This is a genomic window from Streptomyces sp. NPDC093795, from assembly GCF_044764665.1.
Lineage (GTDB): Bacteria > Actinomycetota > Actinomycetes > Streptomycetales > Streptomycetaceae > Streptomyces.
This window is the reverse complement of the sequence record NZ_JBIWIO010000005.1, coordinates 427,156-453,132: the sequence shown is the minus strand read 5'-3', so window position 1 is coordinate 453,132 and position 25,977 is coordinate 427,156. Positions and strand designations below refer to the sequence as shown.

The 25,977-nt window shown below is 73.0% G+C and carries 27 protein-coding genes and 1 pseudogene; 16 read left to right on the top strand and 12 right to left on the bottom strand.

The window, feature by feature from the left end:
• Nucleotides 1–22: 22 nt before the first annotated feature.
• From helR to ACIRB7_RS17155, 3 genes are all read right to left on the bottom strand, one after another.
• Nucleotides 23–2,191, bottom strand: a complete 2,169-nt coding sequence (gene helR / locus ACIRB7_RS17165) for an RNA polymerase recycling motor ATPase HelR (RefSeq protein ID WP_403598693.1) — start codon at nucleotides 2,189–2,191, stop codon at nucleotides 23–25.
• A 171-nt stretch (nucleotides 2,192–2,362) separates the two neighbouring features.
• Nucleotides 2,363–3,562 carry a serine hydrolase domain-containing protein gene (locus ACIRB7_RS17160; RefSeq protein ID WP_403598690.1) on the bottom strand — a complete coding sequence of 400 codons (1,200 nt, stop codon included), beginning with the start codon at nucleotides 3,560–3,562 and terminating at the stop codon, nucleotides 2,363–2,365.
• A 145-nt stretch (nucleotides 3,563–3,707) separates the two neighbouring features.
• The gene (locus tag ACIRB7_RS17155; protein ID WP_403598687.1) at nucleotides 3,708–4,295 is read right to left on the bottom strand and encodes a GNAT family N-acetyltransferase; all 588 of its coding nucleotides are present in this window, start codon (nucleotides 4,293–4,295) and stop codon (nucleotides 3,708–3,710) included.
• A gap of 122 nt (nucleotides 4,296–4,417) precedes the next feature.
• Here ACIRB7_RS17155 and ACIRB7_RS17150 point away from each other — a divergent pair, with 122 nt between their 5' ends.
• The 10 genes from ACIRB7_RS17150 to ACIRB7_RS17105 all read left to right on the top strand — a co-directional run bounded on the left by ACIRB7_RS17150 (nucleotide 4,418) and on the right by ACIRB7_RS17105 (nucleotide 15,919).
• Nucleotides 4,418–5,689 carry an ATP-grasp domain-containing protein gene (locus tag ACIRB7_RS17150; RefSeq protein WP_403598685.1) on the top strand — a complete coding sequence of 424 codons (1,272 nt, stop codon included), beginning with the start codon at nucleotides 4,418–4,420 and terminating at the stop codon, nucleotides 5,687–5,689.
• Between the two features lie 161 nt (nucleotides 5,690–5,850).
• Nucleotides 5,851–6,663, top strand: a complete 813-nt coding sequence (locus ACIRB7_RS17145; protein WP_403598868.1) for a Rossmann-like domain-containing protein — start codon at nucleotides 5,851–5,853, stop codon at nucleotides 6,661–6,663.
• Between the two features lie 11 nt (nucleotides 6,664–6,674).
• Nucleotides 6,675–7,790 (top strand): PLP-dependent cysteine synthase family protein, encoded by a 1,116-nt coding sequence (locus ACIRB7_RS17140; RefSeq protein ID WP_403598865.1) that lies wholly within the window; start codon nucleotides 6,675–6,677, stop codon nucleotides 7,788–7,790.
• Nucleotides 7,787–8,896: an enolase C-terminal domain-like protein gene (locus tag ACIRB7_RS17135; protein ID WP_403598683.1), complete on the top strand. Its 1,110-nt coding sequence runs from the start codon at nucleotides 7,787–7,789 to the stop codon at nucleotides 8,894–8,896. The genes ACIRB7_RS17140 and ACIRB7_RS17135 overlap by 4 nt, the downstream gene beginning before the upstream one ends.
• The gene (locus ACIRB7_RS17130; RefSeq protein WP_403598680.1) at nucleotides 8,893–10,170 is read left to right on the top strand and encodes an MFS transporter; all 1,278 of its coding nucleotides are present in this window, start codon (nucleotides 8,893–8,895) and stop codon (nucleotides 10,168–10,170) included. The genes ACIRB7_RS17135 and ACIRB7_RS17130 overlap by 4 nt, the downstream gene beginning before the upstream one ends.
• Entirely contained in the window at nucleotides 10,167–10,997 is an 831-nt protein-coding gene (locus tag ACIRB7_RS17125; protein WP_403598677.1) for a class I SAM-dependent methyltransferase, read from the top strand. Before ACIRB7_RS17130 ends, ACIRB7_RS17125 begins: the two co-directional genes overlap by 4 nt.
• A complete protein-coding gene (locus ACIRB7_RS17120) occupies nucleotides 10,994–12,583 on the top strand; it encodes an ABC transporter substrate-binding protein (protein WP_403598674.1) in 1,590 nt (529 codons plus the stop codon). The genes ACIRB7_RS17125 and ACIRB7_RS17120 overlap by 4 nt, the downstream gene beginning before the upstream one ends.
• Nucleotides 12,571–13,536: an ABC transporter permease gene (locus ACIRB7_RS17115; RefSeq protein ID WP_403598862.1), complete on the top strand. Its 966-nt coding sequence runs from the start codon at nucleotides 12,571–12,573 to the stop codon at nucleotides 13,534–13,536. The genes ACIRB7_RS17120 and ACIRB7_RS17115 overlap by 13 nt, the downstream gene beginning before the upstream one ends.
• The gene (locus ACIRB7_RS17110; RefSeq protein WP_403598671.1) at nucleotides 13,533–14,381 is read left to right on the top strand and encodes an ABC transporter permease; all 849 of its coding nucleotides are present in this window, start codon (nucleotides 13,533–13,535) and stop codon (nucleotides 14,379–14,381) included. Before ACIRB7_RS17115 ends, ACIRB7_RS17110 begins: the two co-directional genes overlap by 4 nt.
• Nucleotides 14,378–15,919 (top strand): ABC transporter ATP-binding protein, encoded by a 1,542-nt coding sequence (locus tag ACIRB7_RS17105; protein ID WP_403598668.1) that lies wholly within the window; start codon nucleotides 14,378–14,380, stop codon nucleotides 15,917–15,919. The genes ACIRB7_RS17110 and ACIRB7_RS17105 overlap by 4 nt, the downstream gene beginning before the upstream one ends.
• Nucleotides 15,920–15,984: 65 nt before the next feature.
• Here the strand turns inward: ACIRB7_RS17105 and ACIRB7_RS17100 are convergent, their stop codons facing one another.
• Together ACIRB7_RS17100 and rpmF are read right to left on the bottom strand one after the other, a co-directional pair.
• Complete coding sequence (locus tag ACIRB7_RS17100) at nucleotides 15,985–17,460, bottom strand: hypothetical protein (RefSeq protein WP_403598666.1); 1,476 nt, start codon at nucleotides 17,458–17,460, stop codon at nucleotides 15,985–15,987.
• Nucleotides 17,461–17,678: 218 nt separating this feature from the next.
• Nucleotides 17,679–17,849 carry a 50S ribosomal protein L32 gene (gene rpmF, locus ACIRB7_RS17095; protein ID WP_403598663.1) on the bottom strand — a complete coding sequence of 57 codons (171 nt, stop codon included), beginning with the start codon at nucleotides 17,847–17,849 and terminating at the stop codon, nucleotides 17,679–17,681.
• 129 nt (nucleotides 17,850–17,978) lie between these two features.
• Between rpmF and ACIRB7_RS17090 the strand changes: the two genes are divergently transcribed.
• The 3 genes from ACIRB7_RS17090 to rpsR all read left to right on the top strand — a co-directional run bounded on the left by ACIRB7_RS17090 (nucleotide 17,979) and on the right by rpsR (nucleotide 19,674).
• A complete protein-coding gene (locus tag ACIRB7_RS17090) occupies nucleotides 17,979–18,224 on the top strand; it encodes a type B 50S ribosomal protein L31 (RefSeq protein ID WP_403598661.1) in 246 nt (81 codons plus the stop codon).
• Nucleotides 18,224–19,375, top strand: a complete 1,152-nt coding sequence (locus ACIRB7_RS17085) for a CobW family GTP-binding protein (protein ID WP_403598659.1) — start codon at nucleotides 18,224–18,226, stop codon at nucleotides 19,373–19,375. The genes ACIRB7_RS17090 and ACIRB7_RS17085 overlap by 1 nt, the downstream gene beginning before the upstream one ends.
• Before the next feature lie 62 nt (nucleotides 19,376–19,437).
• Nucleotides 19,438–19,674, top strand: coding sequence for a 30S ribosomal protein S18 (gene rpsR, locus ACIRB7_RS17080; protein WP_403598656.1), 237 nt, complete (start codon nucleotides 19,438–19,440; stop codon nucleotides 19,672–19,674).
• 92 nt (nucleotides 19,675–19,766) lie between these two features.
• Here rpsR and ACIRB7_RS17075 read toward each other — a convergent pair whose 3' ends face one another.
• Together ACIRB7_RS17075 and ACIRB7_RS17070 are read right to left on the bottom strand one after the other, a co-directional pair.
• Nucleotides 19,767–20,168 carry a hypothetical protein gene (locus tag ACIRB7_RS17075; protein ID WP_403598654.1) on the bottom strand — a complete coding sequence of 134 codons (402 nt, stop codon included), beginning with the start codon at nucleotides 20,166–20,168 and terminating at the stop codon, nucleotides 19,767–19,769.
• Nucleotides 20,169–20,201: 33 nt separating this feature from the next.
• Nucleotides 20,202–20,588 carry a VOC family protein gene (locus tag ACIRB7_RS17070; protein ID WP_403598652.1) on the bottom strand — a complete coding sequence of 129 codons (387 nt, stop codon included), beginning with the start codon at nucleotides 20,586–20,588 and terminating at the stop codon, nucleotides 20,202–20,204.
• Nucleotides 20,589–20,707: 119 nt separating this feature from the next.
• Here ACIRB7_RS17070 and ACIRB7_RS17065 point away from each other — a divergent pair, with 119 nt between their 5' ends.
• Nucleotides 20,708–21,448, top strand: a complete 741-nt coding sequence (locus ACIRB7_RS17065; protein WP_403598650.1) for a class I SAM-dependent methyltransferase — start codon at nucleotides 20,708–20,710, stop codon at nucleotides 21,446–21,448.
• Between the two features lie 100 nt (nucleotides 21,449–21,548).
• Here the strand turns inward: ACIRB7_RS17065 and ACIRB7_RS17060 are convergent, their stop codons facing one another.
• The 4 genes and pseudogenes from ACIRB7_RS17060 to ACIRB7_RS17045 all read right to left on the bottom strand — a co-directional run.
• Entirely contained in the window at nucleotides 21,549–21,740 is a 192-nt protein-coding gene (locus tag ACIRB7_RS17060) for a malectin domain-containing carbohydrate-binding protein (protein ID WP_403598647.1), read from the bottom strand.
• Nucleotides 21,691–21,876 carry a hypothetical protein gene (locus ACIRB7_RS17055; RefSeq protein ID WP_403598644.1) on the bottom strand — a complete coding sequence of 62 codons (186 nt, stop codon included), beginning with the start codon at nucleotides 21,874–21,876 and terminating at the stop codon, nucleotides 21,691–21,693. Before ACIRB7_RS17055 ends, ACIRB7_RS17060 begins: the two co-directional genes overlap by 50 nt.
• Before the next feature lie 423 nt (nucleotides 21,877–22,299).
• Nucleotides 22,300–22,926 (bottom strand): hypothetical protein, encoded by a 627-nt coding sequence (locus ACIRB7_RS17050; RefSeq protein ID WP_403598641.1) that lies wholly within the window; start codon nucleotides 22,924–22,926, stop codon nucleotides 22,300–22,302.
• Between the two features lie 363 nt (nucleotides 22,927–23,289).
• Nucleotides 23,290–23,775: pseudogene (locus ACIRB7_RS17045) on the bottom strand (LuxR C-terminal-related transcriptional regulator); the annotation flags it as partial.
• Nucleotides 23,776–23,844: 69 nt separating this feature from the next.
• Here ACIRB7_RS17045 and ACIRB7_RS17040 point away from each other — a divergent pair.
• Nucleotides 23,845–24,783 (top strand): sensor histidine kinase, encoded by a 939-nt coding sequence (locus ACIRB7_RS17040; RefSeq protein WP_403598639.1) that lies wholly within the window; start codon nucleotides 23,845–23,847, stop codon nucleotides 24,781–24,783.
• On the opposite strand, the gene ACIRB7_RS17035 is transcribed toward ACIRB7_RS17040, so the two are convergent.
• Entirely contained in the window at nucleotides 24,784–25,425 is a 642-nt protein-coding gene (locus tag ACIRB7_RS17035) for a TetR/AcrR family transcriptional regulator (RefSeq protein WP_403598636.1), read from the bottom strand.
• Nucleotides 25,426–25,512: 87 nt separating this feature from the next.
• Between ACIRB7_RS17035 and ACIRB7_RS17030 the strand changes: the two genes are divergently transcribed.
• Nucleotides 25,513–25,950, top strand: coding sequence for a DUF4345 domain-containing protein (locus ACIRB7_RS17030; RefSeq protein WP_403598633.1), 438 nt, complete (start codon nucleotides 25,513–25,515; stop codon nucleotides 25,948–25,950).
• Nucleotides 25,951–25,977: the final 27 nt, after the last annotated feature.

The window sequence follows — 25,977 nt, the reverse complement described above, 5'->3', positions numbered from 1 at the left end:
CAGGATCGGCCGTGGCGCGCCGTCATGAACTCGTGAGGACGACGAGTTGGCGGGTCGCGCGGGTCATGGCGACATAGCGGTCGACCGCCCCCTCGATCCCCTCGCCGAAGGCCTCCGGGTCGACGAGGACGACCAGGTCGAACTCGAGGCCCTTCGACAGCGTCGGCGTCAGCGACCGGACACGGTCGCTCGGCCGGAACCGGGGGGCGCCGATGACACAGGCCGTACCCTCGGCGTGCGCGGCGAGCCAGTCGTCGAGGACCGTGTCGAGCTCGTCCACGGATCCGTGGACGACCGGGATGCCGCTTCTGCGGACGGACGTCGGCACGTTCGCGTCCGGGAGCGCGGCCCGGATGGCCGGCTCGGCCTCCGCCATGACCTCTTCCGGCGTCCGGTAGTTGATGCTCAGGGACGCCACGGAGATCCGATCGAGCCCGACCCGGTCGAGGCGCTCCTGCCACGACTCGGTGAACCCGTTCCTGGCCTGGGCGCGGTCCCCGACGATGGTGAAGCTCCGCGACGGACAGCGCTGCAACAGCATCTGCCACTCCGCGTCCGTCAGCTCCTGCGCCTCGTCCACGACGATGTGCGCGAACGGCCCCGCGAGCAGGTCGGACTCGGTGCCGGGCAGCGCGGCCTCGTCGACCAGGCTGTCCTTGAGGTCCTGCCCGCGCAGCATCGTCACCGCGCCCTCACCGTCGGCGTCGGCCGCGAGCACGTTGTCGATGACATCGGCCATGCGCGCGCGTTCGGCGGCGACCGTGGCCCGGTGGCGACGTGCGCGCCGGGCCGCCTCGGGATCGCCGAGCCGCTGCCGCGCCGCGTCCAGGAGCGGCAGATCGGAGACCGTCCAGGCCTGGGCTTCCTCGCGCTGAAGCGTGCGGACATCCTCACGGCTCAGCCAGGGAGCGCACTTGCGCAGGTACGCGGGGACCGACCACAGGTCCCCGACGAGGTCGGCCGCCTCAAGGAGCGGCCAGGCGCCGTGCAGGGCGTCGGTCAGTTCCTCGTCCTGCCGCAGCGACCGGCGGAACTGGTCCTCGGGGACCTCGCCGTCGATCTTGGCGAGCAGGATCGTGCCGAGCTCCTCCCAGATCTGCTCCCGGGCCTCGTTGTGCGGCGTACCGGTCTCCGGCGCCTCGAACGCCTCGGCCCAGTCGCCGGCGGTGAGCCGGATGTCGGCCCAGTCGGTCGAGACCGTCATCCCCTGGGTGGGCGGCTCCTCGTAGAACCTGACGGCCGTCTCGATCGCCCGCACCATGTCCGCGGACGACTTCAGGCGGGCCACCTCCGGGTCGCGCTCGGCCGCCGCCCGCGCTCCCTCGGCGACGAGGTCCCGCACGGTGCAGGTCTGCACCCCCTCCTCGCCGAGGCTGGGCAGGACGTCGGCGACGTACGCCAGATAGGGCTGGTGCGGTCCGACGAACAGCACACCGCCCTTGCGGTGACCGAGGCGCGGGTCCGCGTAGAGGAGGTGCGCGGAGCGGTGCAGCGCGACGACGGTCTTGCCCGTGCCGGGGCCGCCGTCGACGACGAGGGTGCCGCGCGAGCCCGCCCGGATGATGGCGTCCTGATCGGCCTGGATGGTGGCGAGCACGTCCCGCATCCGGGGCGACCGGCTGCCGCCGAGGCTGGCGATGAACGCGGACTGGTCGTCGAGGGCCGCGTGGTCGTCGAGGCCGTCGGCGGTGAAGACCTCGTCCCAGTAGTCACTGATCCGGCCGTTGTTCCAGCGGTACCTGCGGCGGCTCGCGAGCCCCATCGGATGGGCGTGGGTGGCCGCGAAGAACGGCTCGGCGGCGGGGGAGCGCCAGTCGATGAGCAGCCGGCGCCCCGTGCTGTCGGTGAGACCGAGGCGTCCGACGTACACGGGCTCGGTGTCGTCCGCGCCGACGATACGACCGAGGCACAGGTCGAGACCGAAGCGGCGCAGGGTGCGCAGCCGGCCGGTCAGCCGGTGGATCTCCGCGTCCCGGTCCATCGCCTCCCGGCCGGCGCCGCCGGGCGCCTTCCGTGCCGCGTCGAGACGGTCGGACAGTTCGGCGATCGACTCCCGGAGACTCTCCGCGACGGCCGCGAAGTGCCGCTCGTCACCGGCGATCAGCGCCGGGTCGGCCTTGGGGGCAAGACGGTCGGGAAGGTCGAACGCGCTGGTGTCGTACGACCGGTCCACCGACGAAAGCACACGCACGGGGTGGGACTCTTTTCTGCAGGGGCCGAGGTGAGACCGTGATTCTGCGGTATCACCGGGGCCTTGCCGCAAGCCCCCCTGTGCGCTATAAGTTGAGAGTGGCAAGAGGACGGTGTTCCCCTTGCCCTTTCTCATGTCACCCCCCGTGCCGCCCCTGCCGTTCCGCCGCGATCAGTGCGGCACCACCGCGCCGGCGTAGACGTTGTCCGGGGTGACGACCTCCGTGACCGCCCTGGCGAGCAGCGTCGACGGCTCCTGGCCCTGATGCAGCATGTCCGTGTTGATCATGACGACCAGGGTGGCCTTCTTCGACGGCAGGTAGACCGTCACGGTCTCGTACCCCGGGATGGATCCGTTGTGCCCGATCCAGCCGTTGGTCTCCAGGATCCCCAGACCGTAGGTGGTGCCCGGGAAGCCCGTCGGCAGGGTCCTGAGCCGCTGCGCCTGGGTCTCGGGGCTGAGCAGTTCGCCGGTGGCGACGACCTTCGCCCAGCGCCTCAGGTCGTGCAGGTTCGAGATCATCGCCCCGGCCGCCCAGGCCCAGCTCGGGTTCCAGTCCGTGGCATCGGTGACCGCGCCGCTCAGCGACTGGTCGGTGTAGCCGCGCGCGTGCGGCTCGGGGAACTCCGCGCCCTTCGGGAAGAGCGTGTGGCGCAGGTGCGCGGGCCGGAGCACCCGCTCGTGGATGACCTCGGCGAGGCGCTTCCCGGTGATCTTCTCGATCACCAGGCCGAGCAGGATCAGGTTGGAGTTGGAGTACTGGAACGTCGTACCCGGCGCGGAGGTGTTGGGGTGCCGGTAGCCGTACGAGAGCAGCTCCCAGGGGTTGTAGGGGCGCTTCGGCTCGGTCTGCAGGTCGCGGATGAAGTCGGGGTCGGAGGTGTACGGGAAGAGCCCGCTGCGCATCTCGGCGAGGTGGCGCAGGGTGATCCTGTCCCCGTCGGGCACGCCTCGGACGTAGTCGGAGATCGGGTCGTCGAGGCGGATCTTCCCGTCGTCGACGAGCTGGAGCAGCGCGGTGACCGTGAAGGTCTTGGTCTCGCTGCCGATCCGGACGTAGGTGTCGACGGGCATCGGCTTCCGGGTGGCGGTGTCGGCGACGCCGGTCGCGCGGACGTAGCAGCCCTTGCCCGGCATCCACAGTCCGACCACGACACCGGGGATGTTCGCCTGCCTGCGGACGTCCTCGATCGTCTTGTCCAGCTTCGCCGTGAGGCCCTGGCCGAGACTGCCCGGCCGGCAGTTCTCCTCGCCGTGCCGGCCGACGTCCGCGGCGTGCACGGGGGCGGCGGGAGCGACCGCCGTCGGGGTCAGCACGGACGCCGCGAGCAGCGTCGCGGCGAGCAGTCTGCGGTGGTGGGTACGTCGCATGTCGGGACGCCTCTTCCTGGTCACGGGCACGGAGGGCTACATCACCACCGGCACGCGGCCGGGGCCGCTCCCCACCCGGAGCGCCTTCCGGCGAGTCCACTCGTTCGGCGCCACCGCGCGACCTCGTGACCGGGGCCGCCGTGGGTCAGCCGGTGGAAGCCGCCGTCAGCGCGACGGGCGCGGGCAGCGGGATCTCGAAGTGCACCGTGCCGAAGCCGCCGTGCTCGCCCGTCGTCCGGGCGTCGAAGACCTCGGTCGCGAGGCCGCGCCAGAACGCCTCGGCGCCGGGGATGTCGACGTTCGTGTGCAGGTAGACGCTCTCGTAGCCGGGCACGGCGGCGGCGTACGCGCAGGCCGCCCCGACCATGACGCGGGCCAGCCCGTGCCGCCGGTGCTCCGGGCGCACGTACACCCGGAGCAGCTGGGCCGTGCGCCCCGACGGATACCGGTCGGCCAGCGCGCGGGGGTGCGGCGGATGGGCCGGACCCCGGGAGTTCACCGCGGTGGTGCCGACGACCTCGCCGTCGAGTACGGCCACGAGGAGGGCGTGCCGGGGGTGGTCGAGGTAGCTGCGCCGGAGGTCCACGACGTCCTCGTGCCACTCGGGCACGTACCCGTATCCGAACTCGCCGTAGAACGTGTCGAGCATGACGCTGCGTGCCCCCGGAAGGTCCTCCGGGCGTGCGTGCCGCACCAAGTAGCGGCCGATTCCGATCTGTTCCCGCTGATCCATGGCGGCACGGTACCCGAAGAAGCCACCTGTTGGAAATGAAAACGATTTCAGATAGCGTCTGCTCCGGCTCGCGGGGAGCGAGCCGTCACAGCGGCCGCATGGCCCGTCCGAGAGGGAGTCGCGTGGGACATCTGCTGGTGATCGAGAGCTGGGTGGGGTCGATGAGCAGGCTGCTGCCCCGGGCGATCCGCGAGGGCGGACACGAGTTCACCTTCGTCACCCGGGACCTGCACCACTACCTGCGGGCGGCCCCCGCCGACGGGCCCCACCCTCTGCTCGCCGCGCGCAACATCCTCACCGTCGACACCAACGACCCGGACACGCTGCTGCCCCACCTGGAGCGGCTGCACGCGGTGCTCGGCTTCGACGGCGTCCTCTCCTCCTGCGACTACTACCTGCCCGTGGTGGCCCGCGTCGCGGAGCGGCTCGGCCTCCCGGGCCCGGCGGCCGACGCCGTCGAAGGAGCCTGCCGGAAGGACCTCACCCGGCGGCTCCTGGCCGACGCGGCCGTGCCCGGCCCCCGGTACGCCGTCTGCGCCGACCCGGCCGAGGCCGCGGACGCCGCCCGCGGGATCGGCTACCCGCTCGTCGTCAAACCCGTCGACCTCTGCGCCGGGATGCTGGTCCGCGAGGTCGGGAACGAGCGTGAACTCGCCGACGCCTGCCGCGCGCTGACCGACTTCCCGGTCAACGCCAGGGGCCAGGACCGCGCCCCCGTCCTCCTCCTCGAGGAGCTGCTCACCGGACCCGAGGTCAGCGTGGAGACCGTGTCCTGTCGGGGCGCCACCCACGTCGTCGGCGTCACAGACAAGAGCATCGGAGGCGCGCCCGCCTTCATCGAGACCGGGCACATGTTCCCCGCCGCCCTCGCGCCGGCCGACACCGCGGCCGCCGTCGACACCGCCACGGCGGCCGTCAAGGCGCTCGGCCTCGACGACGTGGTGTGCCACACCGAGATCAAACTGACCCCGTACGGACCCCGGGTGGTCGAGGTCAACCCCCGGCCCGCCGGAAACCGGATCACCGAACTCGTCCGGCACGTCACCGGCGTCGACCTCGCGGCCGCCGCCGTCGACGTCGCCCTCGGCCGCACCCCCGACCTCACCGCGCACCTCACCGGCGTACGGAGCGCCGCCATCGCCTTCCTGCTGCCCGACACCGCCGGAACCCTCACGGCGATCGAAGGCGCCGACGCGCTGAAGGACCGGCCCGACGTACGGGAACTGACCCTCGCCGAATCCGGCCGCACCGTCCGCCCCGCCGCCAGCAACAACGAGTACCTGGGCCACGTCATGACGGTCGACACGGAGGGGGACGGCGCCCGCGCCGCGGCCGAACACCTCGTCGCCACACTGCGCCCCTGTTACGAGCGCTCCCCGGCGGTGTCCGCGTGAGAAGCCCGAGCGCGCCGACGTTCCATGAGCCCGCAGCCGACCCCGCAGCCGATCCGGCTGCCGGATCCGCAGCCGACCCCGCCGCCGGATCTGCCGCCGGGCCCGCCGCCCCACCCGTCCTCGAGCCCGCCGTCCGTACCGTCGACGGGCTCGTCGACGCCGTGCGCGCCGGCGCCTACGGCCCCGACCCCGCCGGGCAGCGGGTGGCGCTGGCCTTCTCCACCTCCCAGGCCGTCCGGCACGACGGCCGCGCCGGCGGCTACCGCAACGAGGTCCTGAGCCTGCGCCTCCACGCGGCCGTCGGCTCCTGCGCCGTCGAGCCGGGGGCGCTCGGCCCGGCCGCCCTCGACGACTGCGTCGGCGCCACCGTCGCGGAACTCCTCGGCCACCCGCTGCTCCCCGTACGGATCGCCGCCCTCGACGCGTACCTGATGCACACCCGCCCGCACACCCCCGAACACGGCGCCCACGCCGTCACCCTGCCGTCCGGCAGCTCCCTGGAGCGGTCCCGGGCCCGGGCGCGCGCGGTCGTCGACCTCCTGCCGGAGACCGGGGCCGACCGGGTCCTCGTCGTCGGCGTCGTCAACTCCCTCCTGGAGCGGCTGCGGGAACGCGGCACCGGTTACGTGCCCTGCGACCTCAAGGGCGGCCGCACCGAATGGGGCGAGGCCGTCCGCACCGACTCCCTGGCGGAACTGGAGCACTGCGACGCCGTCCTCGCCTCCGGCATGACCCTCGGCAACGGCACCTTCCAGCCACTTCTCGACCACGCCGCCGCGACCGGCAAGCCGCTGGTCATGTTCGCGCAGACCGGCAGCGCCGTCCTGCCCCGACTGCTCGGCGCCGGGATCACCGCCGTGTCCGCGGAGCCGTACCCCTTCTTCTGGCTCGACGGCGGCCCCGGCGTCATCCACCGCTACGGCGGCCCCGACGCCCGCCCCGGCGTGACCCACCGCGACGGAGGCCCCCGGTGACCATCGCTCCCGTGCTGCACCGGCAACCGGCCGGCGCGGCCGCCAACCCCGGCCTGCTGCCGCTCATCGGCCGCACTCCGCTCGCCCGGATCACCACCGAACTGCCCCTCTCGCACCCCGGGTTCTGGGCGAAGCTCGAATGCCTCGGCGCGGGCGGCATGAAGGCCAGGGCCGCGCTCTCCATGCTGCGCGGCGCCCGCCGCCGCGGCGAACTCAGGCCCGGGGCGCCCGTCGTCGAGTCCACCTCCGGCACCCTCGGCATCGGACTCGCCTTCGCGGGACAGGCCCTCGGCCATCCCGTCGTCCTGATCGGCGACATCGAACTCGAGCCCAGCATGCGGCAGTTGCTGCGTTCCTACGGCGCCCGGCTCGAACTCGTCGACCGTCCCGAGCCCGAGGGCGGCTGGCAGGCCGCCCGCATCGCCCGGCTCCACCAGGTGCTCGCCCGGACACCGGACGCCTACTGGCCCGACCAGTACAACAACCCGGACAACGCCGCCGGATACGCGTCCATGGCCGCCGAACTCCGCGACCAGCTCGACCACCTCGACATCCTCGTGTGCAGCGTCGGCACCGGCGGCCACAGCGCGGGGCTCGTCGGCCCGCTGCGCCGCCGCTGGCCCCGCCTGAAGGTGATCGGCGTCGACTCCGTCGGCTCGGCCATCTTCGGCCAGCCCGCCCGCCCCCGCCTCATGCGCGGACTCGGCAGCAGCATCCACCCCCGCAACGTCGCCCACCACCTCTTCGACGAGGTCCACTGGGTGGGTCCCGCCGAGGCCGTCGACGCCTGCCGCCGGCTCGCCCGTACCAACTTCGTCAGCGGCGGCTGGAGCACCGGGGCCGTCGCCCTGGTCTCCGCCTGGGCCGCCCGGGTGGAAGCGGGCGCGGTCGTCGCGACCGTCTTCCCGGACGGCCCGCACCGCTACCTCGGCACGGTCTACGACGACGACTTCTGCCACGCCCACGGTCTCGACACGGCCGAACTCCGCGTACGCCCGCTGGAACTCGTGCACCCGCGCGCCGCGGAAGCCGTCGGCTGGGCCCGCTGCCGCCGCGTCCTCGACCCCACGCCACCGCCCCCGAGCCGTCTCCCGGCCCCGACCCGTACGCCCGGAGGTGCCGCATGAAGGTCACCTGGCACACCACCGCACTCGAACTGGCCGAACCGCTGCGGATCTCCCGCTCGGTGATGGCCCGCCGCGACGCCGTCTGGATCCGCATAGAACAGGGCGGCCTGCGCGGCTGGGGCGAAGCCGTAAGCAGCGACTACCTCGGCCTGCCCACCGACAGGATCGTCCACCACCTCACCGCCGTCCGCCCGCTCCTGGAGCGGCTCCCCGACCCCGAGACCGCCTGGGAGGACCCCACCACGGCCGGCCTCACGCCCGAACTCCCGGCGGGCGTCCTCGCCGCCGTCGAGGCGGCCCTGCTCGACCTCACCGGCAAAAGGTCGGGCCGCGCCGCCCACCTGATGCTCGGCTCGCCCGACGCACCGGCCGCGGTCACCGCCCGGACGATCGGCATCGTCGCCCCCGTACCGGCGGCGGCCCAGGCCGCCCGGCTCGCCGTGAGCGGCTTCACCGTCCTCAAGATCAAGGCCGGTTCCCCCGACCCCGCCGAGGACCTCGCCCGCGTCGACGCCGTCCGCACCGGAGCCCCCGAGGCGAGCCTCCTCCTCGACCCCAACGGAGCCTGGACCGAACGCCAGGCCCATGAGCTGCTGCCCCGGTTCGCCGCCCTCGGCGTCACCGCGGTCGAGCAGCCGATCGCGCCCGGCGACCACGCCGCGCTCGCCCGGGTGGCGAAGGAGTCCCCGGTCCCGGTGATCGCCGACGAGGACGCCGTCTCCTACGAGGACGCGGTCGCCCTCGCCGGGCTCGTCCAGGGCGTCAACGTCAAACTCGCCAAGTGCGGGGGAGTACGGGCCGCCCAGCGCATCCACGAGGCCCTGCGCGGCAGCGGCACCGAGCTCATGCTCGGCTGCCTCACCGCCAGTTCCCTCGGCATCGCCCCGGCCGTCCACCTCGCCGACCGGGCCCGCTGGGTGGACCTCGACGGGCACCTGCTGCTCGCCGACGACCCCTGGACGGGCATCGGCGGCCGGGACGGAACGGTACGGCCCTCGGGCCGGGCGGGCCTCGGCGTGAGACGCACGGAGGCGGAGCCGCGTGCCCGGGCGACAGCTTCCGCGGGGCTCCGGGACCAGGGCGCGGCGGAGGCGGCCGCGCCATGAACACCCTCGCCGCGATACGGACCTTCCCCCTCGCCGTACGCCTGCTCCTCGTCAACCAGCTCGGCGTCAACACGGGCTTCTACCTGCTCGTCCCCTACCTCGCCACCCACCTGTCCGACGACCTCGGCCTCTCGGCGGCGGTCGTCGGCGTGGTCCTCGGCCTGCGCAACCTCAGCCAGCAGGGCCTGTTCCTCATCGGCGGCTCGGCCTCCGACCGGCTCGGCGCCCGTGGGGTGATCATCGCGGGCTGCGCCCTGCGCACCGTCGGCTTCGGCCTGTTCGCCCTCGGCGACACCCTGCCCCTGCTCCTGGCCGCGTCCGTGCTCAGCGGCCTCGCGGGGGCCCTGTTCAACCCCGCCGTCCGGACGTACGTCGCCCAGGAGGCGGGGGACCGCAAGGCCGAGGCGTTCGCCCTGTTCAACGTGTTCGCCACGACCGGCGCCCTGCTCGGCCCGCTGCTCGGCGGACTGCTCCTGCTCGTCGACTTCCGTGCCGCGGCCGTCGCCGCCGCGGCCGTCTTCGCCGTACTGACCCTCGCCCAGCTCCTCGTCCTGCCCGCCCGCCCGGTGCCGACGGCCGACACCCCGCTGCTCGGCGACTGGGGGGAGACGCTCCACAACCGCCGGTTCCTGGCGTTCTCCCTCGCCATGATCGGCATGTACGGCCTGGAGAACCAGCTGTACCTGCTGCTGCCGCACGCCGCCACCCACGCGTCCGGTTGGGACGGCGCGACCGGCCTGCTGTTCCTCGCCGGAACCGTCACGAGCCTCCTGTTCCAACTGCGCATCACCCGCGCCCTGAAGGCCCGCGGCGACCGCGCCCGCTGGATCACCACCGGCCTCGCCGTGATGGGCCTCGGCTTCGTCCCGCCTGCCCTGGTCGCGGGCGCCTCAGACCCGCACCCGCTGCGCCTCCTCACGGTGCTCGCCGGGGCGCTGCTGCTGCACGTCGGCGTGATGATCGCCTCGCCGTTCGTGATGGAGCTGATACCCGCCTTCGGCCGGGAGAGCCTCACCGGCACCTACTACGGACTGTTCTACCTGGTCTCAGGCGTCGCCGCGGCGGCGGGCAGCGCCGGCGTCGGCTGGTCCATGGACACCGCCGGAACCACCGGCCTGAGCTGGCTGCCCTACGCCTGCTGCACTGCCCTCGGCATGGGCTCCGCGGTCGCCGTCGCCCGGCTGCGGCGGCGCGGGGCCCTGCCCGAAGGCGACCCCGCAGAGCCGCCCCCGCCCGCGCCCACCGGCGTACGACCCCGAAGCGAGACCACGTGACCGCGCACGCGACCAGTGGCGCCAACCTGCTCACCGACCATCCGGAACTCTACGAACAGCGGTTCCCCGACCCCGACCACCTCGCGGCCCGCTGGACCGAGGAGACACTGACCCGGTACGGCTCCGGGCCCCGCGTCCTGGACGTCGGCTGCGGCACCGGCCGCGACGCGGCCTGGCTGCACGGCACCGCGGGCCGGGACGTCACCGGCATCGACACCTCCGAGGCCATGCTCGCGCACGCCCGCGCCCACCACCCCGGCCCGGCCCACCGCCGCGCCGACATGCGGGACTTCGACCTCGGGACCGTCTACGACGCGGTGGTCTGCCTGGACAGCGCCCTGCTGTACTGCCACACCAACGACGACCTGACGGCGTTCCTCGCCCGCTGCCGCGCCCACCTCGCACCCGGCGGGCTGCTCGTCGCCGAGATGCGCAACGGCGCCTTCTTCCTCGGAAACACCGAGCTGCTCGACGGATCGCGGACCGCCTCCTTCGACTGGCAGGGCACCACCTACACGTCCCGCACCACCCTGTGGATCGACCACGGCGCACAACTCCTGCGCCGCCGCCGCACCTGGACCGCCGACGACGGAACGGCGCCCGAGGAGCAGCACTCGGCCTGGCGGCTGCTCTTCCCCCAGGAGCTCCGGCACTTCCTCACCACCGCCGGGTTCGAGGTGCTCGCCCTCCACGACGGCCCCGGGCCCCGCACCGAACCGCCCTGGAGCGAGGGGGCCGCCCCGTACGGGACCGCCCGCTCCGACCGCCTCCACCTCGTCGCCCGTCTCACCTCTCCTCCCACCGACAACGGAGACAGCACACCGTGAACGATCCCCGCCCCCGCCCCGCCCTCGCCCGCAGAGGCTTCCTCATCGCCACCGGCGCCACCGCGGGCGCCCTCGCCCTCACCGCCGGCTGCTCGACGGGAACCGGAACCGGCACCGCCGCCGATCCCGCCGCCGGTCCCCGGAACGGCACCCCCAAGCGCGGCGGCACCCTGCGCGCCGCCTTCGCGGGCGGCGGGGCGGGCGAGACCCTCGACCCGCACGCCGCCAACCTGTTCGTCGACGCGGCCCGCGCCAAGGCCCTCTTCGACAAGCTCGCCGACTTCGGCGCCGACCTCGCCCCCGTACCCCGGCTCGCCGCACGCTGGGAGCCCAACGCCAGGCTCGACACCTGGAAGATCACCCTGCGCGAGGCCACCTTCCACGACGGCCGCCCCGTCACCGCCGAAGACGTCCTCCACAGCTACCGCCGCATCGCCGACCCCCAGGGCACCTTCCGGGCCAAGGCCTCCCTCGAACCCATCGACCTCAAGGCGAGCCGCGCCCTCGACCCGTCCACCGTCGAGTTCCGGCTCAAGCGCCCGTACGCCGAATTCCCCAACGTGCTCGCCGCGTTCGGCGCGTACATCGTCCCCAAGGGCAGCACCGACTTCGACCGGCCCGTCGGCTCCGGCCCGTTCCGCTTCGTCTCCTTCAAGCCCGGCAGTTCGCTCCTCGTCAAGCGCAACGACACCTACTGGGACGGCGCCCCCCACCTCGACCAGGTCGAGTTCGTCATCGCCACCGAGGAGTCGGCCCGCGTCAGCGCCCTGCTCGGCGGCCAGGTCCAGTACGCCCACGAGCTCACCCCCGCCAGCGCCCGCACCCACGAGGGCAGGGGCAGGATCGAGATCATCCGCCTGCCCGGCAGCGGCATGCAGGGCTTCGTGATGAAGACCGACCGGCCCCCCTTCGACGACAAGCGGGTCCGCCAGGCGTTCTTCCTCATCGCCGACCGCCAGGAACTCGTCGACGGCGCGCTCTCCGGTGCCGGCGAGATCGGCAACGACCTCTTCGGCAAGGGCTACCAGTACTACGCCTCCGACCTCCCGCAGCGCACCCAGGACCTGGCGAAGGCCCGCGCGCTGCTGAAGGAGGCCGGCGCCGAAGGCCTCAAGGTCACCCTGGACACCGCCCCCGCCGGCACCGGCTTCATCGAGGCGGCGGGCATCTTCAAGGAACAGGCCGCGAAGGCCGGCGTCACCGTCGAGGTCCGGGTCGGCAACAAGGACACGTACTGGAAGGACATCCTGAGCAACGGCAGCTTCGCCTCCTACCGGTCCGGCGCCATGCCCATCGAGTCCCACGTCTCCCAGCGCCTGCTCACCGGGTCCACCACCAACGCCACCAAGTGGCAGCACAAGGACTTCGACGCCCTCTACCAGCAGGCCCAGGCCACCCGCGACGAGAAGCAGCGCGCCGCCCTCTACGCCCGTATGCAGCGCCGTCTGCACGACGAGGGCGGCTTCCTGATCTGGGGCTTCGCCGACTGGATCGTCGCCACCGCGCCCGCCGTGCGCGGGGTGTCCGGCAAGGCCCCCGCCAACACCCTCGACTGGGCCCGCTTCGACAAGCTCTGGCTCGCGTGACCCCGCACCTGAACTGGGTCGGCCGCCGCCTGCTCCTCGGCCTGGGGCAGACGGCGGCCCTCGTGCTGTTCCTCTTCGTCCTCACCGAGGCACTGCCCGGTGACGCGGCCGTCGCCCTCGCCGGCGACCAGCCCGACCCGGAACGCATCGCCCGCATCCGCGAGACCATGGGCCTCGACCGGCCCGCCGTCGAACGGTTCCTCCAGTGGGCGGGCGGCCTGCTCCACGGCGACCTGGGCACCTCCCTGGTGTCCGGACGGCCCGTGACCAGCTATCTGGCCGCCGGCCTCGGCCCCACCCTGATCCTCGCGGGCGCCACCCTCACCCTGCTCGTCCCGCTCTCCGTCGGGCTCGGCGTCCTCGCCGCCCGCCGCGAGGGCGGCGCGGTCGACCGCACCGTCAGCGGTCTCACCCTCGCGGTGCACGCCGTACCGGAGTTCGCCCTCGGCGTGCTCCTCGCCACGGTCTTCGGCCTGTGGCTCGGCTGGCTGCCCCCCACCGCCGTCGGCACCGACCCCGCCGCCCTCGCCGCCGCGCCCGCCGTGCTCGTCCTGCCCGTCGTCGTCCTCCTGTCCAGGCCGGTGTGCACCATCAGCCGGCTCGTCCGCGCCGGGATGATCGACGCCATGGCCTCGCCGTACGTCGCCCAGGCCCGCCGCTACGGCCTGTCCGGCGCCCGCGTCCGCTGGGCCCACGCCCTGCCGAACGCCCTCGCCCCGGCGGCCCAGCAGCTGGCCCGCACCTGCGACTGGCTGCTCAGCGGAGTCATCGTCGTCGAGGCCCTGTTCGTGATCCCGGGACTCGGCACGGTCCTCATCGAGGCCGTCGCCGCCCGCGACGTCCCCGTGATCCAGGGCATGGCCGTGGTCTTCGGGGTGGTGACCGTGCTGGTCAACATCGCGGCCGACCTGCTGGCCCGCAGACTCGCCCCACGCTCGGAGGTGGCCGCGTGACCCCCCTGCCGCCCGGAGGTAGCCGTACGACCGGCTCGGGCTCCCCCTCCCGCTCCCGGTACGCGCTCGCCCTGGGCCTGATCGCGCTGCCGCTGCTGCTCGCCTTCCTCGGCCCGCTGTTCGCCGGACCTCCCGGCCCCCGCTCCGTGTCGTACACGACCGGCGGCGGGCATTGGCTCGGTACCGACTTCACCGGGCGGGACGTCTGGCACCAGGTGCTGCTCGGGGGCCGGCCCGTGGTGCTCGTGGCCGTCGCCGCCACCCTCCTCGCGTACGCCGTGGCCGTCCCCCTCGGCCTCACCGCCGCGCTGACCCGCGGCGGCCGGCTGGAGGAGGCGCTCATGCGGCCCTTGGACGTGCTGATCGCCGTACCGTCCCTGCTGCTCGTGCTGCTCGTCGCGGCCACCCTCACCCCCGGCCCGGTGGGACTCACCGTCCTGGTGGGGCTCGCCGCCGTGCCCGACGCGGCCCGGGTCGTCCACGCGGCGGCCGTGGAGGTCTCCGCCCGGCCCGCCGTCGAAGCCCTCCGCATGCAGGGCGAGTCGTGGTGGCGTACGGCCTTCGGCTACGTCGCCCGCGCCCTGCGCCGTACCCTCGCCGCCGACGCCGGCATCCGGCTGACCGGCGCCCTGTACCTGGTCTCCACGGCCGCGTTCCTCGGCGTGGGCGTCCAGCCGGACGCTGCCGACTGGGCCGTCATGGTCGACCGCAACCGGACCGGACTGTTCCTCCAGCCGTGGGGGGTCGTGGTGCCCGCCCTGCTCATCGCCGCCCTGTCCATGGGCACCAATCTGCTGTTCGACGCGGCCCTGCAGCGCGGCGGCCGCGAGAAGGGAACGACGTGACGAACCCGCGTGCCGAGGCGGCGCCCGTGGCGGAGCTACGGGAACTGCGCGTCGAGGTCGACGGCCGCCCGGTCGTCGACGGCATCAGCCTCACCGTCCACCCCGGCAGGGTGACCGCCCTGGTCGGGCCCTCGGGCAGCGGCAAGACCACCACCGGGCGCGCGCTCCTCGGCGAGTACCCCGAGGGCGCCCGGGTGTCCGGCACCGTCCGCACCGCGGGGCAGGCCGTGGGGTACGTGCCGCAGCACCCGGCCACCGCCCTGAACCCGGCCCGCCGGGTCGGGGCGCTGCTCCGTGACATCGCCCGGCTGCGCGGCGGAAGCCGGGCGGAGTCCCTGGAACGGGTCCGCGAAGCCCTGCGGCGCGCCCAACTTCCGGACCCGGACGAGGTGCTGCGCCGCTACCCGCACCAGCTGTCCGGCGGGCAGCAACAGCGCGTGGTCCTCGCGCAGGCGTTCCTGCTCGGCGCGAGCGTCCTCGTCGCCGACGAGCCCACCACGGGGCAGGACGCGGTCACCCGGCAGGGCATCGTGGCGCAGCTGGCCACGGTCGCGCGCGACGGGATCGCCGTGGTGCTGCTCAGCCATGACCTCGACGCGGTACGGCTCCTCGCCGACGAGGTCGTGCTGCTGCGCGACGGCCGCGTGGTGGACCGGGGCACACCGGCCTCGGTCCTCTCCGTGCTGCCGCACCAGACGCCCCCTGCCGATCCGGTCGCCCGCCCGAGGGGCGCCGTCCGCCTGGAGACACGTGGCCTGACCGCCCGCCATCGCACCGCGCACGGCCCGCTCACCGTGCTCGACGACGTGGGGCTCTCGGTCGCGGCGGGGGAGTGCCTGGCCGTCGTCGGCCGCTCCGGCAGCGGCAAGACCACCCTGGGGCGCTGCCTGGCGGGGCTGCACGCCACGTACCGAGGCGAGGTGGTGCTGGACGGGACCGCGCTCGCCCGCAGCCTGCGCTCGCGGCGGCGCCCGGAACTGGCCGCCGTCCAGTACGTCTTCCAGGACGCGAAGTCGGCCTTCGACGAGTACCGCCCGGTCCTCGACCAGGTCGCCCGTACCGCCGTACGGCTGCGCGGTACGGCGAAGGAGGAGGCGCGGCGGACGGCGGCGCGGGTCCTGGCCGACCTCGGGCTCCCCGAGGAGACCGCCGCGCGACGCCCCGGCGGGCTCTCGGGCGGCGAACTCCAGCGGGCGGCACTCGCCCGTGCCCTGCTCGCGGAGCCGAAGGTGCTGATCTGCGACGAGATCACGTCGGGTCTCGACGCGAGCACCCGGAACGGCATCCTCACCCTCCTCGCCGGCCTGCGGCGACGCGAGGGCCTTTCGCTGGTGTTCATCACCCACGACCTGGCGGCCGCGGGGGCCCTCGCCGACCGGATCGCGGTCCTGGACGGCGGCCGGGTGGTGGAGGAGGGGACGGCGCGGGAGCTGTTCGAGGCCCCCCGGCACCTGGTGACGAAGGCCCTGCTCGGGGCGGCGGACGCGGAGGAGCCTCACCTGGATGGACAGTGGGCGCCGGACCCCCGCCCGGCCTGAGGTCTCCTGCCGGACGGGGAAGCCGCGGACTTCGCGCTGCTCGCCTGTGGCGCCGACGACACCCCCTAGGGCTGCGACAGGGCCTCCCGGACGGCGTCGATGCCGAGGGCCAGGTCCGCGTGGAAGCTCTGGTGGAGGTCGAAGTCCCGGGTCATGTCGACGTAGTAGCCGTCCGGCAGGGTCGATTCGGCACGCGAGAGGTCGCCGTTCAGTTCGTCGAGCTGGTGGATCATCCGGTGGGTGTCGCGCAGGGACTGCGTGAGGGCCTCGGTGAGCGAGCCGCCGGACTGAGGGGAGGTGTCCGCACCGGGCCGGTGCGACGCGCGCAGCGCCTCCCGCACCGCCGCGCGCCGGAACTGGACCAGGGCGAGGGACGCTTCGATCCCGTCGTAGGAGACCTCGTTCGTCCAGGGGTCGTCATGGGCGAGGCCCGCCGCCAGGAAGCCGACGCGGCGCGGGACGTCGAGGTCCTTCACCGCGTCGAACATCGGGGCGGCGAGCGCGGCGTCCTGTGCCAGTGCGACCGCGAACGCCCGGGCGTCCTCCCTCCGGAACTCGTCCCCGGTGGCCCGCGTCCCGGACCTCTCGGCCTCCCGCCGGAATCGTTCCACCTGAAGGGCGAGCACCGATCCGAGCCGTACGGCCGCCAGCTCGACCGCGGGAAACCCGCCGAGCGCGGCCTCGCGGCCCTGCGCGTCGTACCGGGCGAGGCCGGCCGCGTACGCCCGTACCCCGGATGGCGCGGGCTCGGCGAACGAGTGCGGCACCGGTGCGCCGAAGGGTGGCACGGGGAGCGAAGGGCCGAGGTTCCACAGCGGCGGTACGGGGGCGCGGTGAGCGGTGGTCCCGTCCGCGCCGATGGAGCCGCTCACCTCGTCAAGCCCGGCCCGCAGGTCGAGTACGGGATCCAGCGCGGCGACCAGCTCGCCCAGCAGCTCCGCGAACCTGACGTCTGCCTCCGCGGACCCCTCGGCCTCCCCCTGCGCCTCGGCACCTCCGGCCTGCCGTGTCCCCGTCTCCGCTTCGAGCAGCTTGCCGACGTGGCGCAGGGTGCGGTGCACCTTCGGCATCGACAGACCCAGTTCGTACCCGATCGCTCCCGGCGCACAGCCGGCCAACCGAAAGGCGACGACGTTGAGTTGTCGCTCGTTCAACTCTCTCAGCGGGGCGAGCGCCACCACCGTCCGGGCCTGCACCAGGGCGTCGGTGCTGCCCCTCCCCAGGAGGGCGGGCGCCGTCCCGTGCGCCGGGCGGAGCGCTCCGCAGCCGCCGCCGACGGTCATCCGGCACGTCCAGGCCCGCAGTGCCTGCGCGGTGACCACGGGGGTCCTGGTGTCCTTCGCGGCCCCGGCCGCGTTCGCGACCAGCAGGTCCATCCACCGCCGGGCCACTGCCATCGAGTCCTGGGCGAGTCGCGCCGCCTCCACCAGGTCCGCGCCCCGTAGCAGCGACAGGGCGACGAGCGGCCCCGCATGCGCCCGGTAGTAGTCCCCGAACCCGACCCCGCTGACGGACACCGCATCCGCCGGATCTGTCGCCATCGAGCCAACTCACCTGCCTGTGCCGCTACTTGGACTTCCGTCGAAGTTCAAGGTAGAGGCTCGACGCGGGGTGACGGAAACCGCCCTCGGGCCGGACTGAGGGTGGTCTTGCCCGCGCCGAGGAACCCGGACAGCACGGTCACGGGCAGCACGGTCACGGGCAGGACGGTCACGGGCAGGACGGGGACGGGCTGCCGGTCGGTGGGTGCTATCGGGGCTCAGCCCTCCGGCCGGAGCAGGCCGCGCTCGTACGCCTTCACCAGGCGCCGCGGCACCAGGTACACCGAGCCGTCCACCGTGAAAGGCACGAGCTGGGCGGTGCTCGCCTTCCACTGGGCGCGGCGGTGGCGGGTGTTGCTGCGGGACATCTTGCGCTTGGGGACGGCCATGGGGATCTCCTCCGGAGGTCGGGGGTGGGGCGGGGTGGCACACGGAGGCTAACACTTGTCGATAATGAAAACCATTGCCATATAGTGGGGCCCGTCCCGCACCGGACCCCCGAAACGAAAGGCCCTGCCATGAAACCCGGCATCCACCCGGCCTACGGCCCCGTCGTCTTCCGCGACTCCGCCTCCGGTACCGCGTTGCTCACCGGCTCCACGATGACCAGCGACAAGACCGTCGAGTGGGACGACGGCAACACGTACCCCCTCGTCGACGTGGAGATCTCCTCCGCGAGCCACCCCTTCTACACCGGCACCGCACGCGTCCTCGACACCGCCGGCCGCGTCGAGCGTTTCGAGCGCCGTTACGGAGCCCGCTGATGGCCCACGATCACAAGCTCCCCGTGGTGATCGTCGCCGGCCTCCACGCCGAGGCCCGGACGCAGGTCGTCGAACGCCTCCTGTCCACCGTGCCGGGGAGCGTGGCACTGCACCACGACCTGTCCGAAGCGCCCGGCGGCACCGTCCTCCGCCTGATCCGCGACGTCTCCGGCACCCTCTCCCGGGGCGAGACGCCCCTGGTCAACGACTGCGCGTGCTGCGCACTGCGCGAGGACCTCGTCCCGGAGCTGTGGAGGATGGCCGACAGCGGCCTCACCCGCCTCGCCGTGGTCGAGCTGTGGGACTCGGTCGAACCGAAGGCCATGGCGGAGGTGGTCGCCGGGCACGGCGGCGACCGGCTGACCCTGACCGGCGTGATCACCGCCGTGGACCCCGCGCTCGTCCTGCCCTACCTCGGCAACGGCGACGACCTCGCCGAGGCCGGCCTCGCGGCCGCCCCCACCGACCGGCGGACCGTCGGGGACACCTGGGCCCGTCAGCTGGAGTACGCCCCCGTCCTCGCCGTCGTCGACAGCGAGGACGCCGACGAGGAGGACCGCGCCCTCCTCGCCCAACTGCACCCCACCGCACGCCAGATACCGGCCGGGTCCGCCGAACTCGCCCGCGCCGCGTTCGCCGGCGTCGACGTCGAGGCCGCCGCGGCGGCGCAGCACCCCGCCTGCGCGCTGCTGCCCCAGGACGCCGACGAGGCCGGCGTCTCCACGTTCGTCTGGCGCCGCCGCCGGCCGTTCCATCCCGAGCGTCTCTACGAGGCCCTCGAGGACCTGTGCTGCGCCGCCGCCCGCAGCCGCGGCCGCTTCTGGCTCGCCGACCGGCCCGACACGCTGCTCGCGTGGGACGCGGCGGGGGGAGCGCTGTGCGTGGAGAGCGTCGGCCCCTGGCTGGCGTCGCTACCGGACGCGGCCTGGGACATGGTCCCTCCCGTGCGCCGGGCGGCGGCCGCCCTCGACTGGCACCCCGACCACGGCGACTGCTGCCAGCACCTCGTCTTCACGTCACCCGGCCTGGACCGGGACGGGCTCGAACGGCTCCTCGACTCCTGCCTGCTGACGGACGCGGAGTACGGGTCGGGACGCGAGGCGTGGAAGCACCTGCCCGCCGCCTTCGACACCCTCCTCGACGCCGCCTGAGCCGCCCCGTACCCCCGTACCACCCGATCAGACCCGATCTCCGCGCAAGGAGCGACACCCCCATGGCCCGACGCCACGACCCCCGCAAGCCCGCCGCGCCCCGGCCCAACCCGCTCGACGCGGCCGGGATCACGTACATCGACTACAAGGACACCGACCTGCTGCGGAAGTTCGTCTCCGACCGGGGGAAGATCCGCAGCCGCCGCGTCACCCGGGTCACGGCCCAGCAGCAACGCGCCCTCGCCGCCGCCGTCAAGAACGCCCGCGAGATGGCCCTCCTGCCGTACGCGGGCCGCTGACCAGTACAGCTCCTTGTCCGTACAGAGGAGCCGCCGTGACTCGCGTACGTCCCAGTAGGTCAGGTGCCCGCCGGCCGGCCCGGCCGCTCCGGTCACTCCAGGACGAACAGATCCTCGCGCGCGTCTGCCAGGACGAATCCGTTGTCGAGGCGGACGCGGACCGTCGTCCGCGGCTCCTCCTTCTGGTACGCGGTCCACGCCGGTTCCAGGGACGCCACCTGCTCCACGAGCTGCTGCCTGCTCCCCGGGGGCATCTGGTGGCCGAAGTCGGCGAGGAGCGACCGGAGCCGCTCGTACTCGCGTACGTCCGGGCCCGGGGCCTTCTCCGGCCGGTCGACGCGTTCGACGGTGCCCCCGGTCCCCGCCGCCAGGTACAGCGTCCCGGCGGAGACGGAGGTGTCCGTCTCCGCCGGGAGGCTCCCGGCGAGGGCGACCGCGCCGCCCACCCTGAGGTCGGCCGCGAGGCTCACCCGTCGGCCCTCTGTCCATGTCATCGGGGTCATCGGGCCTTCATAGCACGAGGCCGCTCAGCTGCTCGCGTCCTGCGGGTACCAGCGCAGCTCGACCGTGTTGCCGTCCGGGTCCTTGACGTAGACCGACTGCGCCGAGCCGCGCGCGCCCCAGCGCGGGACCGGGCCCTCGACCACCTCGAACGTCCCGGAGTCGATGACCTCCTGCCAGTCGAGGGGGTCGACGACCAGGCAGATGTGGTCGACGTTGGACTCGCCCCGAGGGCGGGAGAAGAGGTCGATGACGGTGCTCCCGTCGATGCGTACGGACGGGAAGGGCACCTTGCCGGCCCGCCACTCCTCGACGCGCTCCGGCGCGAGGCCCAGGGGGCCGGTGTAGAACTCGAGAGCCCTGTCGACGTCGCTCACGTTGAGCACGAGGTGGTCGAAGGCTTTGACGCGCATGGTGGATTCTCCGGTTTTCTCATTCATCTTCGTGGCTTCTGTGAGTACGACGGCCTGCCCGGGCGGAGCAAGACTGCCCGTCACAGATCCGTCCACGACGAAGCACAGGAGACGACACGGTGGGTGTGCAACAGTACGACGAGATCGGTGAGGCGTACGAGGGCTTCAAGTCCCTTGTCCTCGAGCAGTACGCGGTGGTGCCCGGCTTCCTGGCCATGGTCGGTGACGTGCGCGGCAAGTCGCTCCTCGACCTGGCCTCCGGCACCGGCTTCTACAGCAGGGAGTTCAGGCGGCGCGGCGCCACGGACGTCCTCGGGATCGACATCTCCAGCGAAATGGTCGCTGTGGCGAGGCAGTTGGAGGAGGGCGCACCGCTGGGCGTCCGCTACGAGGTGGGCGACGCAGCCGAACTGCGGTTCTTCGACGAGCCCTTCGACATCGTGCTCGCGGTCCAGCTGCTCAACTACGCGGAGGACTACGCGACCACGGAGCGGATGTGCCGCAACATCCACCGGAGCTTGAAGCCCGGCGGAGAGCTCTTCCTGCTCAACCAGTCGCCCGACTACCGCTTCGACGGGCCGACCCCGGAGAAGTACGGCTTCCGCACCGAACTCACCGGTGAGGAGGGCGAGACCGGCCCGCGGGTCCGGACCACGGCCCTGCTCGACCCGCCGGTCTCCCTCGTCGCCAACCGCCCGCGCCGCGAGGTCTACGAGAAGTCCCTGGGGGCGGCCGGCTTCACCGAGCTGACCTGGGTCCCGCTGACGGCGTCGGAGGCCGGCGTACGCGAGTTCGGCGCGGACTTCTGGGCCGACTTCCACGCCAACCCCCCGCTGGAAATGCTCCGCTGCCGCGCCTGACGGCCGCCTCGAGCCGTGGGCCGAGCTTCGGATTACGAAGCTCGGCCCAGACCTGTTATTTTTTCGTCATGTTATCGGGATGGTGAATACCTTTACGGCGTCAGCCGGCCAGGTCCGGACGGTCGGTGACCCGGACGGCGCTCACCAGCGACTTCCCCTGACCCGCGGTGAAATCGATGTCGAGGGTGCCGTCGGTGACCGCGACGGTGTACGAGCGCTTCAGTGCCACGCCCTTTCCGGCCTCACGGACGATGTCGAGCGAGGGCAGGACCTCGGCGCCCTCGATCAGCACACCCCTTCTTCTTCTTGGTCTTCGCGTCGGCGGTGGCGCCGGCGATGACGGCGGCGCTGTCGAGGCGCACCCAGAAGGTGCCGACGCCGTCCTCGTCGAGGTCGGCAAGAATGGCACTCCATGTCGTGGGGAACATGGGTCTCCTCATCGGCTCCGGGGACGGTGCGCCCACGGAGCGTGCGAGCGGGTACGGAAAGCTCCCGCCAGATCCCCAAAAGCCGTACAAGCGACCGTGCCTGCGCGGTGGAACCTGACGGGAGCGAGATCAACATCGCAGAAGACGGCCACCCGGGAAAGACACCGACGGCCAGGGAGACCCCTGTAGCGGGAACTTCACACAGAAACGAACACAAGAGACGTGGGTGCAATGTTTGCGCAACACACCGTTTACATAAGAGGATTGGGTTGCGTGAAGTTGCAGAGGTGTGTGCGGTTCGATGGTGAGTTCTGTTCGTAGGGATGGATCGGCGAGCATGATCGATCCCTCGCCGGGCGCCGGTTCATGGAGCGGCTGATGCTCTCGACGGCGGCGCGGCCGCGGTCGGCGCCCGGGTTCGGGTCACTCGGACGACCCCCGGTCGGGCAGGGCGTGGGTGAGGAGGAACTCCGTCGCTCCCGCGATGGCCTCGGCGTAGGTGCCGTAGACGGGCTCGGACTCCTTGGTCCGCTGGTCCGCGGCGGTGGCGGTGTACCACCAGGCGTCGGCGTCGGCGTCGTGGTGCACGACGGCGGAACCGCCCGCGTAGTGGACCGGGATGGACTCGCTGGTGGATTTCCTGACGACGGCGTGGGGCCACTTGAGACGGGCGGACTGGCGCTTGATCCCGCCCCAGGCGGCACCGAGCTGGGCGTAGTTCGCGCCGCTGCGGCCGGCGACGGTGGCGGCGCTCTCCGCCAGCCGGTCGACGGACTGCTTGGCTTCGTACAGAGCCCGCAGAAGTGCCAGCTGCACATCGGGCGCTGCCATGAGCACGGGGTCGAAGGGCTTGCCGGCGGCGCGGTAGGCCAGCGCCCGGGTCGAGACCCGTTCAGCCAGGGCGCGGACAGCGTCGTGGACTCTCTCGTCCATGGTGAACGCGTCGTCCGTGGTGGGCTCGTTCCAGGGGGGCTCCACCAGGGTTGTGACGGTGGTCCAGAAGTTCTCGTCGTTCTTCTCGGGAGTCGGGATCCCGGCTGCATCGCTCATGCGACAAGTCTAACTGTCGATGGACAGGGGTGACAGGTAAATCTGTCGGGATCATCGTGTGATCACGAGGAGGTTCGGCCGAGGCCCGCTCGCAAGGAGAAGAGGCCCCGACTCATGGCCGAGTCGGGGCCTCATGGCGATCGGAGGGCAGCGCCACCCTCTGCGGTTCGCCCTCTAGTCGGCGAAGACGTGAACATGGGGACGGGCCCTGGGCACGTCACGTTTCCGGAGCCTGTGTCGAGGAGTTCGGTCTGCGACACAGCTCTGGGCCGTCCGTTTCGTCCGGGTGGCCGCATCGCGCTGCGGGAGAGGTCCGTCGCGGTGTTCCCGTACCCATCGCGGCGAGAGCTCGGTCAGCCGAGCCAGCCCGGCCGGCCGTACCATCCCTGACTCGTATGCCAGCACGACCAGTTGGGCCCGGTCGCGGGCCCCCAGCTTCACCATCGTCCGGCTCACGTGGGTCTTCGCGGTGAGGGGGCTGACGACGAGGCGGCGGGCGATCTCCTCGTTGGACAGCCCGATGCCCACCAGCGCCATCACTTCCCGCTCGCGTTCGGTGAGCCGCCCGAGCGCCTCGTCCCGGTCGGGTTCCTTGGACCGGGCGGCGAACTCCGAGATCAGCCGTCGCGTCACCCCGGGCGACAGGAGCGCGTCCCCCTCCACCACCGCCCTTACGGCGCACAGCAGTTCCTCCGGTTCGGTGTCCTTGACGAGGAACCCCGACGCACCGCCGCGGACGGCCTCGAAGACGTACTCGTCGAGCTCGAAGGTGGTCAGTACGATCACCCTCACGCCGCCGAGCCCGGAGTCGCCGGTGATCGCACGGGTCGCCGCGAGGCCGTCGAGCACCCCGTCGCCCTGGGCTGCTTCGCAGCCGTCGTCGCCGGCCACCGGCGCCCCGCGTGGGGCGCGGTCGCGATGCTGTGGGTCGGGCACGCGCTGATCGCGCACGGGCTCTACCGGTGGCTGCCGCCCGGTGGTGACAGCCCGGACTCCTGGGGGCGGGAGCTGCTGGTGGCGGCCTGGGTGGCCGCGGTCGTCGCCGCGGCGGAACTCCTGCGCGTATGCCGGGAGCAGTGGGCGCGCGAGCGGGTCGAACGGCAGGCGGCAGAGCAGCGCCGCGCCGACGAGGAGCGGCTGCGCATCGCCCGCGAGTTGCACGACGTCCTCGCGCACAGCATCTCCGTCATCAACGTCCAGGCGGGCGTGGGTCTGGCCCTGCTCGACTCGGATCCCGAGCAGGCACGCACGGCACTCACCACCGTCAAGGCCGCGAGCAAGGAGGCGCTCGGCGAGGTCCGCCAGGTCCTCGATGCCCTCCGGACGCCCGGCGGCGCGCCACGCTCCCCCGCGCCCGGCCTGGACCGGCTGCCCGAGCTCGTGGAGCAGGCGGCGGGCGTGGGGCTGAGTGTGGCGTTGGAGACCAGGGGGTACGGACGGACCTGCCGCCCGGCGCCGGCCTCGCCGCCTGATGAAGACGGGCCCGTACGGATATCCCGCGCCGAGATACACCAGGGCGGCGGCGGAGGTACCGAACGCGACGGTGCCCGGGAAGCGGTGGCGCACCAGGAGCAGGGCCGCGCCGACGAACAGCAGCAGCCGGGCGAAGGCGTCGAGCGGGACGTAGGGGTCGGCCCGCTGCTGGGCCGCGAAGCCCGATCCGAGCTGTACGAGCGCGATCACCAGCAGGGTCGAGACCCACGGGATCCGGCGATCGGTCTCCCCGTCCACCCAGCGCTGCCAGGGCGGCGGCCCGCCCCGCCGCCGGGCCTCACCGCCGCCCCACCGTTCCTGCCATGCCGTCATACGGCCACGCTAGAGGGGGCGCGGCGCGGTGGCGTCAACCGGACGGAGTGATCACGGCTGCTCCCCGCGGAGTACGGGCCGCGCCCGCGGCGGCCAGTTCGGGGCGGGGTCCTCGGGCAGCAAGGGGCGCAGGGCGCCGACCGCCGCGCCGATGCAGGTGTCCCGCAGCTCGGTACGGGTGCAGGTCTCGCGCGTGAGCCAGTCCACGCACAGCACCTGGACGAACACGAGCCAGGCCTTCAGTGCCGCGGAGACGGCGGAATGCGTGCGTTCGTCGGCGAGCGGGAGAACACTGAGCAGGCGTGAGCGCAGGGCGTCGAGTTCGTCCGTCATGATCGTCTGGATGACAGGGTCGCCCGCCAGCACCCGGTTCGCGGCCAGGACGGCGTGGCGGTTGCGGATGAAGTAGTCGAGGTGGGCGTCCAGGCCCTGGGTGAGCTGCTCGACGAGCGTGGCACCGGGGTCGAACGCGGTCGCCTCCAACAGCCGGTCGGTCGCCTGCTGGTAGACCGCCGCGAAGAGGGCGTGCTTGCTCGGGAAGTGCTGGTAGAGCAGGGCGCGGGACACGCCGGCCTCCCGGGCGACGACCTCCATCAACACGTCGTCGTAGGGCGCGGCGGAGAAGAGCCGGGCGCCGACGGCGAGCAGCTGGGCACGGCGGTCGGCTGGAGTCAGGCGTCGGCGGGGCGGCACCCCCTCAGATTACTACTTGACATGCATCTACCAAAGCGGTCTACCCTGCGTCTAAGTAGACACACGTCAACTAAGGGGGTTGGAGTCATGGCCAAGACACTCCGGGTGTTCGCGTGGGTGATGGGCCTCGCCTGCGCGGCGATCGGCCTGTTCCACGTGGCCGGCGGCAATGCCGCGATTCCGGGCGAGGCCGACGCCGGCCCCACTCTGGACAGCCTGGGCCGGTTCTTCGGCGCGATCTTCGCCGGGTACGGGCTGGCCTGGCTGTGGGCGGCCCGGCAGGACCCCGTCCCGGCGAAGGTGGTGCGGTGGCTCGCGGCGGTGTTCCTGCTGGGCGGCGTGGGGCGGTTGCTGTCCCTGGCGGTGCACGGGTGGCCGCATGGGTTCCAAGTGGCCCTGACCGTGATCGAGTTGGCCTTCCCGCCGGTCTGGTTCTGGCTGGCGGATGCCGACGAGCGGGCGTCCCGGGAGCGGCGACCCGCGGGCGCTCCGGCCACCAGGCCGTCACCTCTGGATCCTGCCTGACCCGCACCGCCCGGCACCGTACCCGCC